Source organism: Glycomyces algeriensis, assembly GCF_027622855.1.
Lineage (GTDB): Bacteria > Actinomycetota > Actinomycetes > Mycobacteriales > Micromonosporaceae > Glycomyces > Glycomyces algeriensis.
On sequence record NZ_JAPZVR010000005.1, the window covers coordinates 219153 to 231522 of the forward strand.

Here is a 12370-nt window from a genome sequence, read left to right on the forward strand (position 1 = left end):
GTGCCACTCGAGAGGACCACCGATGACCAGGCGAGTCACCATCGCGGACATCGCCGCCGCGGCGGGCGTGTCGAAGGGCGCGGTCTCCTACGCCCTCAACGGGAGGCCCGGCGTCTCGGAGACCACCCGCACCAAGATCCTCGCCATCGCCGCCGAAATGGGGTTCGTCCCCAACCGCGCCGCCCGGTCCCTCTCGGTCTCCTCCGCGCAGGCCGTGGGCATCGCGCTGCGCCGCTCCGCGCGCACCATCGGCATCGAGCCCTACTTCATGGAGCTCATCAGCGGCATCGAGGCCACCCTCTCCGCCGGGTCCTTCGGCCTCACCCTCCAGATCGTGGGCACGGTCGAGGAGGAGCTGGAGGTGTACCGGCGCTGGTGGGCCGAGCGGCGCGTCGACGGCGTGTTCCTGTGCGACGTCGGCACCAGCGACCAGCGGCTCGACTTCATCGCCGACCTCGGGCTGCCCGCGGTGGCCGTCGGCGGCCCGATCGAGGGCGCGCGGTTCCCCGCGGTCTGGCACGACGACGTCGAGCCCAGCCGCGACATCCTCGAGTACCTGTACACCCTGGGCCACCGCCGCGTCGCCCGCATCGCGGGCATCCCCGGCCTGCTGCACACCGCGATCCGCGACAAGGCGTACGACGACACCGCGGCCGACCTCGCCTTCGAGTCCGTCACGACCATCCACAGCGACTACACCGGCGAGCAGGGCGCCCAGATCACGCGGCGCCTGCTCTCGTCCGCCAAGCGCCCCACCGCGATCGTCTACGACAACGACGTGATGGCGGTGGCCGGCCTCGGCGTCGCCCACGAGCTCGGGCTCGAGATCCCCGAGCAGCTGTCCCTCGTGGCCTGGGACGACTCGCAGCTGTGCCGCCTCACCCACCCGGCGCTCACCTCGCTGACCCGGGACATCCCGGCCTACGGCGCCAAGTGCGCCGAGGTCCTCCTGACCCTCATCGGCGCCGCCACGGAAGCCGCGCACCAGGGCGCCGAAACGCGAACTTTCTCGGTTCAGTGCAAGCCCGCGCAGCTCTCCCCGCGCGGGTCCACGGGCCCGGCCCAGACCTGAGTCGCCGTTTCGGCGATCACCGCAGTTCCGGCCTGCAATCAGGCCAATTTCGCGGCACGTCTTGAACCCCATCAATATTTATGGTTCTCTATGTTGAGGTGAGATTAACCGATTCACCTCACACCTGAACCTACAGATGGGATCGACATGGATACCGGCATCCCCGACGCCGTCCCTTCGCGGCGCCGCCAGTCGCGCCGCCGCATGCGCAAGTGGCTCATGGCCACTGCGACCGCCCTCGCCGTCGTCTTCGCGGGCGTCTGGCAGCTCCTCCCCGCGAGCGCGCAGCAGTCCGGCGGTTTCTCCGTCGACGGCACGCAGCTCATCGACGCCAACGGCAACCCGTTCATCATGCGCGGCACCTCCCACGCCGACGTCTGGTACCAGGGCGAGTTCGCCAGCTACGGCGAGATCAGCGACCTGGGCGCCAACACCGTCCGCGTCGTCCTCGGCTCCGGCCAGCGCGGCTGGGGCACCTCCTCGGCCTCCCGCGTCGCCGACATCATCGCCGAGTGCAAGGCCCAGCAGCTCATCTGCGTGCTCGAGGTCCACGACACCACCGGTTACGGCGAGCAGTCCGGGGCGGCGACCCTCGACCAGGCCGTGGACTACTGGCAGAGCATCCAGAGCGTCCTCGAGGGCGAGGAGGAGTACGTCCTCATCAACATCGGGAACGAGCCGTGGGGCAACCAGAACACCTCGGGCTGGCTGAACGCCACGAAGTCCGCGATCCAGCAGATGCGGGCCGCCGGCTTCGACCACACGCTCGTCGTGGACGCGCCGAACTGGGGTCAGGACTGGGAGAAGCGGATGCTGAACGGGGCCCCTGAGGTCGCGGCGGCGGACACCCAGGGGAACACGGTGTTCTCGGTGCACATGTACGAGGTGTACACCTCGGCGCAGTCCGTGATCGACTACTTCGAGGCGTTCGAGCAGATGAACCTGCCGCTCATCGTCGGCGAGTTCGGCAACATCCACGGCGGGCAGAACGTCGCGTGGCAGACCATCCAGAGCGAGGCCCAGGCCCGCGGCATCGGCTGGCTCGCGTGGTCCTACTCGGGCAACGGCAGCGGGGTCGAGCACCTGGACCAGGTCACGAGCTTCAACCCGAGCCAGCTGACCACCTGGGGCCAGGGCGTGTTCAACGGCGCCAACGGCATCGGGAACACCGCCGAGCGCGCCACCGTCTTCGGCGACGACCCGGACCCGACCACGACCACCCCGACCTCGACGCCGTCCGAGGAGCCGACGACCGGCGGGCCGACCGAGGGCGACTGCACCGCGAAGATCGCGGTGGGCAGCTCGTGGGGTTCGGGCTGGCAGGGGAACGTGAGCGTCACGGCATCGCAGGGCGCGGTGGACGGCTGGCGGCTCACCTGGACGTGGGCCGGGACCACCCGGATCACGAGCAGCTGGAACGCCGATCTGACGGCCTCGGGCGCGAACGTGACCGCGGAGGACGTGGGCTGGAACGCCACCGTCGCGAGCGGCCAGACCCGCGAGGTCTTCGGCTTCATCGCGTCGGGTCCGACCGGTGCGCCGACGGTGACCTGCGAAGCGATCTAGTACGGCGATAAGGAACGGGCGGCGGACCATCTGGTCCGCCGCCCGTTTCGCCGGTGCGACCGTTTCCGGTCGGTACTAGCCGTTCTTGGTCGGGAGCTGGAACTTCCCGGGCCCGCCCTTCGGCATCTGGGAGCGGACGCCGCCCTTCTTGTTGCCGATGGGCTGGTGGCCGGTCTTCTCGGCCTTCTTGCCGCGGGCGAGCGCACGGCGCTGCTCGCGGTTCAGGGGCTCCTCAACGGTGCCTTCAGTGGCTTCTTCTGCGGCTTCTTGGGCCTTGGGAGCTTCGGCGGTCATACGCTTCCCCTTTTCGGGTAGAGAGTGAAGAGACGTGAGCGCGAAACGGAGTCAGACTCTACGTCTCGAGAACTTGGCACTCAGTCGTATTGGCGGCCTCATCGCGGGAGGCGGCCGAATCTCTTCTAAAAGATCATGCGGCCCACTCTAGCGGAGGCCCGGACGCGGCACAACAACGTTTGCGAGCGGCGTGCGGGTGACTCTACCCTCATACGCATGACCCAGCCCCGTCAGCGCAGTGTGCCGGCCGACCGCCCGTACAGCCGGCGCGGACCGCAGCCTGCGCCCAGTCCGGCGAAGCTCGCGCGCGTGCGCACCGTCGCCCAGGACGCCATGCGCGGCGCCCGCTGGTGGACGCTCCTGGACCTCGAGCGGATCCTGCGCGGCGACACCGAGTTCTGGCGGGACCTCTGGGCGCCGTCGCTCGCGATCGCGGCGCACAAGGTGGGCCTGAAGAACGCCCGGTCGCGGCTCGACGAGGCGATCGACGCCGGTTTCCACCAGACCGACCTCTTCGAGCCCGAGCTCTCGGCGGCGTTCGGCGCGGACCCGGACTGGGCGGCGGTGCTGGAGCGGGCCCGCGCGAACGTGCCGAGGCCGGCGCTGCGGCTCACGGCCTGGCCCGAGCCGGGTCCGGCCGCGCCGCTGCGCCTGGACCGCGCTGAGGCCCACCGGGAGCCGCAGCTGCCGCCGCGCCTGCCGCGACCGGGCACTGGGGCCTGGGAGACGGCGAAGGCGCTGCTGGGGTGGACGGCCGGGTTGTGGCGGCATGCGAACGCGCGCATCAACGCGGGTGACGCACTGGACGTACTCGAGCAGGTCGCCAACGGCGCCCGCTACTCGTGCGTGGAGTACTCGATCGTGCTCGCGCAGGGCCTCAACGCGCTCCGCGTCCCGGCCCGCCGAGTGTGGCTGCGGCGCGGCGACTACCACGACGGCGTGGGCCAGGGGCATGCCGTGGCGGAGGCCTGGATCGACGACCTCGACCAGTGGGTGCTGCTCGACGGCCAGCACGGCGCGTACTGGGCCGACGAGGGCGGGAGGCCCTTGAGCCTGCCCGAGCTCCAGGCGCGCGAGCGGCCCGCGCGGCCGGTGCACGTGGGGCCCCGCGAGGCCATCAGGGATCCGGAGCTGTGGTCGGCGTACTTCGCGCACGCCTCGGTCACCGGGATCGCGTGGGAGCCGGAGGGTTTCGTGCCGGTGTTCCAGGACGGCCAGGTCCTCACCGCCGAGCGGCTCGTGCGCGACAGCGCCGGGGCCTACCCGCGCCTCTCGGACCTCGCGATCGGCGTGACCGCGCTCGGCGGCGCGCCGGCGGTGGAGTTGAAGCCGGTGCACCCGTATGCGACCGGTGGCTCGTGGAACGGCGAGCCGATCATCGTGCAAGGGCGGCAGCGGTTCGCGCGGGCGCTCGACCGCGAGCCGGGTGACCACAGCGCCGCGCTGGCCGCTCTGACCCCTTACGGCCCCTTGGCCTCCCGTGAGCTGCGCTGGACCGCGGCCTAAGCGCTCGACCGCGAGCCGGGTGACCACAGCGCGGCACCGGCCGCCCTGACCCCGTACGGCCCCTTGACCTCCCGCGAGCCGAGGACCACAAGTCGGCACTGGCCACCCTGACCCCGTACGGCCCCTTGACCTCCCGCAAGCCACGCCGGGCGGCGTCCTGAACGCTCGATCCGTTCGGACTCTCGAATTGACCGGTCCTTAATCCTAGTAATCCCATGGGATTACTGATATCGTCGACTCATGCAGCCCGCCAACGCATTCGCACAGCGGCGCGAGGTCGACCAGATGCGCGTCGCCAGCGCCCTCTGTCGCTGACCCCGCCTCCCCCGCCGATCTGAGCGACACTCCCCCACGCGATCGGCCCGCAGATTCTGCTTCCGCCACGCCCGCAAGGCGTTCGGTCCGCGGCGCAGCCGCTTCCACTCCATCCGCAAAGAACGCTTCCGACTCCGTACGCGCATCGCGCCCCAAGGAGTCGCCGTTCCCCATGCCTGCACACCCATCCCACCGCAAGGAGCATCATGTCCACTCCCAGCCCCACCTCGATATCCCGCCGCGCCGTGCTCGCCGCCGCACCCGTCGCCGCCGCCGGCGTCGCGATCGGCACCGCGTCCCCGGCTGCGGCCGGACCCGCGGCCAACGCCTCGGTCGCGGTCCTGCACTGGTTCGACGCGACCAACGCCGCCGTCACCGCCGCACCCGCGACCACCCAGGTCACCAACAGCCGCACCTGGGCCATCGCCTGGCTCGCCGCGGCCCGCGCGGTCAAGCGGGTCCCCCACGGCGTCAACGCGGGCCAGTACCGGGAGGCCGCGCTCGCCGCCGCCGTGCACCACGCGCTCTCCACCCTCGCCCCGTCGCAGACCGAGGCCCTGGACGCGGCGCTCGAGGCGGCGCTCGCTCGGGTCCCCGAGGGCCGGGCCAAGCGCAAGGGTGTCGCCGCGGGCTTCGAGCGGGCGGAGGCCCTGCTCGCCGACCGGGCGGGCGACGGGCTCGACCCCGCATCGGTGAGCCCGGCGTACACGCCTCCGGCCGCCGCGCCGGGCGTGTGGCAGCCGACCCCGCCCGCGCACGGGCCCGCGCAGCAGGCGGGCACGCGCTTCGCCGTCCCGTTCGCGCTCGACAGCGCCGACCAGTTCCGTCTCGACCCGCCCCCGGCCCTCGGCACCCCGCAGTACCGGGCCGACCTCGAGGAGGTCTACGCGTACGGGGGCCTGAACAGCACCGCGCGCACCCAGGCGCAGACCGACACCGCGCAGTTCTGGCTCGGCAGCTCGTTCACCCTCTACAACCCGGTGCTTCGCGCCGCGCTCCAGCACCACACCGGGTCGCTGCGCGACCAGGTGGCGCTCGTGGCGCTCTTCCACGTCGCCTCGGTCGACACGCAGATCGCGACTTCGGACTCGAAGTACGCGCACCTGCTGTGGCGCCCGGTCACCGCGATCGCGGGGCCGGTCGAGGACGGCGACCCGGCCACGGTGCAGGACCCGAACTGGGCGCCGCTGCACACCACCCCGTCGCACCCGGACTACCCGAGCGGGCACAACACCTACTCGGGTTCGGCCGAGGAGGTGCTCACCCAGCTCGTGGGCGACGGGCCCGGCGCGGCGTTCACCATTCCGAGCCCGACCGCGCCCGGCGTGACCCGGACGTACACGACCTGGAATCCGCTCACGACCGAGAACGTCGACGCGCGGGTCTGGTCGGGCATCCACTCGCGCTCGGCGGACCTCGCGGGCGTCGAGTTGAGCCGCACGGTGGCCGCGCACGTGCTGAGCAGGGCTGACGACCTGCTCGCTTAGGGCAGGCCTTAAGACCTCGGGGTCGAGGAGAAGGGCGCTCCGGCGGCACGCATGAGGCCGCCGGGGCGCCCGCATGCCCTAGGCATCGACATTTGCCTATCTATTGACAGGCAAGCGCTCGCACGGTAGGTTTGCTTCACTTCCCTCATAACCATCGAGAAGCCGCATCTGGCGGCGCCTCCCGGAACTGCGAACGGCGGACTGCTCCGACCGATCTGGGAGCGCTCCATCCAGGCGCTTCGCGCTGCCCCTCTTCGGTATCGCGGCAATGGCGAAGACCCCCGGCCCCCGGCTCGTCGGCGGGTCTTCGTCGCGGAAACGGCGAGCGGGCCGGATGACGACCGGTCCGATTCGCAGGACCTAGCGCAGCGCCTCGTCCAGGATGTACCGCTCGGCGTCCAGGAGCCGCAGGTCCCGCGCCGGCCGGCGCAGGTGCCCCTTCTCCACGATCCGCTCGAACGCGGGGTCGCCCGCCTGGGCCATCCGCCGGATGCCCTCGATGTGGTCCACGATCCGCTTGCGGATCACCTTGATGAACCGCTGGCGGTCACGGTCGGAGAGCCCGTACGCGTCCGCGAACATCCGCAGCCGCCGCGCCCGGTCCGGCTTCTTCCAGCCCAGCGTGACCGAGTCCCGGTCGGTGAAGATCGGCACCCACGTCCAGGCCGCATAGGCGACGTCGTAGATCCGCGCGCCCGGGCTCGCCAGGTCGAAGTCGATGAGCGAGAGCGTCCCGTCCGGCCGCCACACCACGTTGTGCGGGGCGGCGTCGTGGTGGCAGATGACCTCGGTGTCCGGCGGCGGCGGCCCGAAGGACCGCCACGTCGCGCCCTGCGGCGGCCGGAACCCGTACTGCGCGTCGTGGAACATCCGCAGCATCTTCGCGACCGCGCTCATGGTCTCGTCGGTCGTCCAGTGCGGCGCCAGCGGGTACTTGCCCGGCTCGCCCTCGACGAACGAGAGCACCTCCCGGGCGTGCTCGTCGACGCCCAGCACCCGCGGCGCGCCCGTGAAACCGGCGCCGTCGAGGTGCCGCAGGAGCGAATGCACCGCGGGAGTCCAGGGCCCCGTGTTCCGGCGGACCGTATCGCCCAGCCGGACGACCGTGCTCGTGTTGCCGCCGATCAGCGGAATCTCGTCTTGGCTCACCGGTCCCCGCAGTGCCTGCCGAATTCGTTAAGGGGTGTCAGGACTCGGCGCCGTCGACAATCGCGTCGACGAACGCTCCGACTTCGAACGGAGCCAGGTCGTCCGGCCCCTCCCCGAGTCCGACCAGCTTAACCGGTACCCCCAACTGCCGCTGTACCGCGATCACGATCCCGCCCTTGGCGGAGCCGTCGAGTTTGGTGAGCACGATGCCGGTGACGTCGCAGACCTCGCCGAACACCTTCGCCTGCTGCAGGCCGTTCTGGCCGGTCGTCGCGTCGAGCACCAGCAGCGTCTCCGCCACCGGGCCCTGCTTCTCGACGACCCGCTTGACCTTCCCCAGCTCGTCCATCAGGCCGGCCTTGTTCTGGAGCCGCCCGGCGGTGTCGATCAGGACCACGTCCGCGCCCTCCTCGGCCCCGGCCTTCACCGCGTCGAACGCGACCGAAGCGGGGTCGGCGCCCTCGCCGCGGCGCACCACCCTGGCGCCCACGCGCGAACCCCAAGTCTCGAGCTGCTCCGCGGCGGCGGCGCGGAACGTGTCCGCCGCGCCCATGAGCACGGTCTTGTCCTCAGCGATGAGCACGCGGGCCACCCGGCCGCACGTCGTGGTCTTGCCCGAGCCGTTGACGCCCACCATCATGATCACGGCCGGTCCCTCGCCCGAAGGCGAGACGGTGGCGATCGAACGGTCGAGCTCCGGCTCGAGGACGGCGGTGAGCTCGGCCTTCAGCAGGCGGCGCAGCTCTTCGGGGTCGCGGGTGCCCAGGACCTTCACCCGCTCGCGCAGGCTCTCGACCACAGCGGTCGTGTCGGCCATGCCCACATCGGCGCCGAGCAGGATCTCCTCGATCTCGTCCCACACGTCGTCGTCGAGCTTGTCGCTCGCCAGGAGCGCCAAAAGGCCCTTCCCGAGCGCGTTGTTGGAACGGGCCAGACGCGAACGCAGCCGCACCAGGCGGCCTTCGACGGGCTCGGGCTTCTCAAGGCCCGGAGTCGTCGGCGCCTCGGCCTGCGGCGCAGCGGCCTCCGGCTCAGCCTGCTTCGGGGCCTCGACCTGCGGCTCCTCAGCCGGCGCCTCGACCGCCTTCGAGCGGGAAGCGCGCACACCGACCACGATGCCGCACACCGCCGCGACCACGACGACGGCCGCGACCACCCAGATCCACAGGTTGTCCACAGGAAAGTCCTCCACCAGAGCTTCAGTCGCACGGATGCGACCGGGCAGCCGCACACGTGCAACCACTGTACTGGGGGCCGGTCAGTCCTCTTCGCGGGAGAACTTCTGGCTGATGACCTGCGTGACACCCGCGCGCATCGTCACGCCGTACAGCGCGTCGCCGATCTCCATCGTGCGCTTCTGGTGCGTGATGATGAGCAGCTGCGAGTTCTCCTGCAGCCGCCGCAGCAGGTCCAGCAGGCGTCCGAGGTTCACGTCGTCGAGCGCCGCCTCCACCTCGTCCATCAGGTAGAACGGGCTGGGGCGGGCGCGGAAGATCGCGACCAGCAGCGCCAGCGCGGTCAGGGACCGCTCGCCGCCGGAGAGCAGCGAGAGCCGCTTGACCTTCTTGCCGGGCGGGCGGGCCTCGACCTCGACACCCGTGTGAAGCATGTCGTCGGGGTCGGTGAGCAGGATGCGGCCCTCGCCGCCGGGGAAGACGGTCTGGAAGACGTTCTCGAACTCGCGGGCGGTGTCCGCGAACGCCTCGGCGAACACCTGCTGGATGCGGTCGTCCACCTCCTTCACCACAGTGGTGAGATCGGCGCGGGTCTTCTTGACGTCCTCGAGCTGCTCGTTGAGGAACTTGTACCGCTCCTCCAGGGCCGCGAACTCCTCGAGCGCGAGCGGGTTGACCTTGCCGAGGAGCTTCAGCTCGCGCTCGCCGCGGGCGGCGCGCTTCTCCATGGTCGGGCGGTCGAACTCGTACGGCTCGGGCTCGGGCCTCCCCTTCTCGAGCGCGGCACCGACCTCTTCGGAACTGGGCGGCACCAACTGGTCGGGGCCGTACTCCGCGAGCAGGGTCTCGATGTCGACGCCGAACTCCGCGCCGGCCTTCTCCTCGAGCTGCTCGATGCGCAGGCGCTGCTCGGCGCGGGCGACCTCGTCGCGGTGCGCGGCGGAGGTTATGCGCTCGAGCTCGGCCGCAGTGGCCCCGGCGCGGTTGCGGAGGTCGGCGAGAGCGGCTTCGCGGCGGGTCTGCGCGGCGGCGACCTGGTCGCGTTCGATCGCCGCGGCCTCAAGGGAGTCGGTGAGCGCGACGCCGGCGTTCTCAGCGGCCTCGGCGACGAGCGCCGCCACCTTCGCACCGCGGGCGCGGGACGCGCGGCGGGCTTCGGCGCGGGCGCGCGCGGCGCGCTCGGACTGGGCCTGGCGGGCGAGGGCGTCGGCGCGCCCGGCCAGCGCGGAGGCGCGCTCCTCGGCGGTGCGCACGGAGAGGCGGGTCTCCATCTCGTTCTGGCGGGCGGCGTCGAGCGCGCGGGAGAGGACGTCGCGCTCGTCGGTCGAGGGCTCCTCGATCGCGGGCAGCGATTCGAGCTCCTCAAGGCGCGCTTCGAGGTCGGTGAGGCCCGCGGTGTCGCTCTCGCGGGCGGCCTGCGCGCGGTCCTTGGTCTGCTGGAGGCGGGCGACCTCGGCCTCGGCGCTGCGGGCGGCGGCGCCGAGCTCGGCCAGACGGCGGGCGACGACGCTGTGCGCGGCCTCGGCCTGGCGCTGGGCGGTGCGCACGGCCTCCGCGGCGGCCTCGGCCTCGGCGTGGGCCTCGCGGGCGGCCTCGAACTGCTCGCGCAGCTGGGCGGCGAGGGACTCCGAGGCGAGCTTGCGGTCGCGGGCCTCGTCGACGGCGGCCTGGATCTCGATGTAGGACTGGGCTTTCGCGGAACCGCCGAACGCGGTCGCCGCGCCGAGCACGTCGCCCGCGCGGGTGACGGCGGTGAGCTGCGGGTGGGCGTCCACGATGGCGCGGGCGGCGTCGAGGTCGTCGGCGACGCACATCCCGGCGAGCACGGCGCGGACGGTGGAGTCGAGTTCGGCGGGGGCCTTGACGGTGTCGGCGACGGCCCGGTAGCCGGCGGGGATGTCCGCATGTGACTGCGCGCCCGCAATGAGGAAGCCGGCCTGCCCGCCGTCCTCGTCGCGGAGGAACTTGAGCGCTTCGGCGGCGCTGGCGGGGTTGGTGACGGCGATGGCGTCGGCGAGGCGGCCGAGGGCGGCGGCGAGCACGGCCTCGTAGCCGGGTTCGACGGTGAGGAGGGCGGCCACGGAGCCGAGGACCCCGGGAACGGCGTCGGCGCGGGCGAGGAGGGCGGCGGCGCCGTCCTTTCGGCGCAGGCCGACGGCGAGGGCCTCTTCACGGGCGGCCCACTGGGAGGCCTCGCGGTCGGCCTCGCGCTCGGCGGCTTGGAGGCGGTCGGCTTCGGCCTTGGCGGCGGCGACGCGGGCCTTCGCCTCGGCGACGGCCTCGTCGAACTCGGTGTTCGACTCGACCGCTTCGTTCTCGGCCTCGGCTTCGGCGTGGGCCTCGGCGGCGGCCTCGGCGCGTTCGCGGGCCTCGGCGAGCGCGATGCTGGCGCGTTCGAGCTCTTCGGCCGCGGCGGCGGTGCGGGTCTGGAGGGAGTCGACGCGGCCCCGCAGGGTGGCGAGGGCTTCGCGGCGCTCGGCGGCGGCCTTCACGGCGGTGACGATGCGCTGCTCGGCCTCTGAGAGCGCGGCCTCGGTCTCCTCGCGTGCCTCCACTGCGGAGGAGAGGCGCTCGGAGTCCTCCGCGATGGACTCGCGCAGCTCGATCTCCTGCTCGCGGATGCGCTCGGCCTCGGTCTCGAGGACTTCGGGGTCGCGCCCGGCGCGGTCGTCCCCGGTGTCCTCGGAGAGGTAGCGGCGGCGTTCGGCGGCGAGCTGGGCGGTCGAGCGCAGGCGCTCGGCGACGGCCTGGAGGCGGTACCAGGTCTCCTGCAGGCGGGCCAGGCGCGGCTTGTCGGCGGCGTGCGCGGCCTCGACCTCGCCCACCTGGGCGTTGAGGCGCTCGTGCTCCTCGGCGAGGACGTCTTTGCGCTCCTTCAGGGCCTCTTCGTCGGCGAGGTCCTTGGCGATGTTGCCGCGCAGCGAGGTGAGGTCGTCGGCGAGGAGGCGCAGGCGGGCCTCGCGCAGGTCCATCTGGATGGTCTGGGCGCGGCGGGCGAGCTCGGCCTGGCGGCCGAGCGGCTTGAGCTGGCGGCGCAGCTCGCCGGTGAGGTCGGCGAGGCGGTCGAGGTTGCCCTGCATGCCCTCGAGCTTGCGGAGGGCCTTCTCCTTGCGCTTGCGGTGCTTGAGGACGCCGGCGGCCTCCTCGATGAAGGCGCGGCGGTCCTCGGGGCGGGCGTGCAGATAGGAGTCGAGCTTGCCCTGGCCGACGAGGACGTGCATCTCGCGGCCGATGCCGGCGTCGGAGAGGAGGTCCTGCACGTCGAGGAGGCGGCAGCGGTCGCCGTTGATCTCGTACTCGCCTTCGCCGGAGCGGTACATGCGGCGGGTGATCGAGACTTCGGAGTAGTCGATGGGGATGGCGCCGTCGGAGTTGTCGATCGTCAGCGTGACCTCGGCGCGGCCGAGCGCGGGGCGGCCGGTGGTGCCGGCGAAGATGACGTCCTCCATCTTGCCGCCGCGCAGGGACTTCGCGCCCTGCTCGCCGAGGACCCAGGCGATGGCGTCGACGACATTGGACTTCCCGGAGCCGTTCGGACCCACGACGCAGGTGATCCCCGGTTCGAAACGCAGGGTCGTGGCCGAGGCGAAGGACTTGAAGCCCTTCAGCGTGAGGCTCTTCAGGTACAACGGTCGCTCCGGGCTGGTGTGCTTCGCTTCGGGTGCGGGACCGTCCCAGCCTACAAGGCCGCCATCGGGGAGAGGGGTATATCAAAGGCCCCAAAGGGGACGAACCGGGGGAGGGGAGGCGGGGCTTTTCGGGGACGGCCCGGGCGCTCAGGGGCGGCTGAGCATTCAGGGGCAGAC

The 12370-nt window shown here is 72.0% G+C and carries 8 protein-coding genes; 4 read left to right on the plus strand and 4 right to left on the minus strand.

The genetic code is table 11. The features are described 5' to 3' along the window. Window positions 1–22 precede the first annotated feature (22 nt). Complete coding sequence (locus O2L52_RS11700) at window positions 23–1072, plus strand: LacI family DNA-binding transcriptional regulator (protein ID WP_270115605.1); 1050 nt, start codon at window positions 23–25, stop codon at window positions 1070–1072. Window positions 1073–1219: 147 nt separating this feature from the next. Continuing rightward, window positions 1220–2638, plus strand: coding sequence for a cellulase family glycosylhydrolase (locus O2L52_RS11705; protein ID WP_270115607.1), 1419 nt, complete (start codon window positions 1220–1222; stop codon window positions 2636–2638). Window positions 2639–2713: 75 nt separating this feature from the next. Here O2L52_RS11705 and O2L52_RS11710 read toward each other — a convergent pair whose 3' ends face one another. Then, a complete protein-coding gene (locus O2L52_RS11710; protein WP_270115608.1) occupies window positions 2714–2932 on the minus strand; it encodes a hypothetical protein in 219 nt (72 codons plus the stop codon). A gap of 216 nt (window positions 2933–3148) precedes the next feature. On the opposite strand from O2L52_RS11710, the gene O2L52_RS11715 reads away from it, so the two are divergent. Further along, entirely contained in the window at window positions 3149–4438 is a 1290-nt protein-coding gene (locus tag O2L52_RS11715; RefSeq protein ID WP_270115609.1) for a hypothetical protein, read from the plus strand. Window positions 4439–4959: 521 nt separating this feature from the next. Further along, the gene (locus tag O2L52_RS11720; protein WP_270115610.1) at window positions 4960–6240 is read left to right on the plus strand and encodes a vanadium-dependent haloperoxidase; all 1281 of its coding nucleotides are present in this window, start codon (window positions 4960–4962) and stop codon (window positions 6238–6240) included. A gap of 360 nt (window positions 6241–6600) precedes the next feature. On the opposite strand, the gene O2L52_RS11725 is transcribed toward O2L52_RS11720, so the two are convergent. The 3 genes from O2L52_RS11725 to smc all read right to left on the minus strand — a co-directional run bounded on the left by O2L52_RS11725 (window position 6601) and on the right by smc (window position 12193). Beyond that, complete coding sequence (locus tag O2L52_RS11725; protein ID WP_270115611.1) at window positions 6601–7389, minus strand: phosphotransferase enzyme family protein; 789 nt, start codon at window positions 7387–7389, stop codon at window positions 6601–6603. A gap of 37 nt (window positions 7390–7426) precedes the next feature. Further along, window positions 7427–8566 (minus strand): signal recognition particle-docking protein FtsY, encoded by a 1140-nt coding sequence (gene ftsY, locus O2L52_RS11730; RefSeq protein ID WP_270115612.1) that lies wholly within the window; start codon window positions 8564–8566, stop codon window positions 7427–7429. A gap of 81 nt (window positions 8567–8647) precedes the next feature. Next, on the minus strand, window positions 8648–12193 hold the full coding sequence (smc, locus tag O2L52_RS11735; protein WP_270115613.1) for a chromosome segregation protein SMC: 3546 nt from the start codon (window positions 12191–12193) through the stop codon (window positions 8648–8650). Between the last annotated feature and the right edge of the window lie 177 nt (window positions 12194–12370).

What these genes read in the sequence shown, in the direction of transcription:
- O2L52_RS11700 (WP_270115605.1), top strand. Translation starts at nt 23, where the DNA reads ATGACCAGGCGAGTCACCATCGCGGACATCGCCGCCGCGGCGGGCGTG.
- O2L52_RS11705 (WP_270115607.1), top strand. Translation starts at nt 1,220, where the DNA reads ATGGATACCGGCATCCCCGACGCCGTCCCTTCGCGGCGCCGCCAGTCG.
- O2L52_RS11710 (WP_270115608.1), bottom strand. Translation starts at nt 2,932, where the DNA reads ATGACCGCCGAAGCTCCCAAGGCCCAAGAAGCCGCAGAAGAAGCCACT.
- O2L52_RS11715 (WP_270115609.1), top strand. Translation starts at nt 3,149, where the DNA reads ATGACCCAGCCCCGTCAGCGCAGTGTGCCGGCCGACCGCCCGTACAGC.
- O2L52_RS11720 (WP_270115610.1), top strand. Translation starts at nt 4,960, where the DNA reads ATGTCCACTCCCAGCCCCACCTCGATATCCCGCCGCGCCGTGCTCGCC.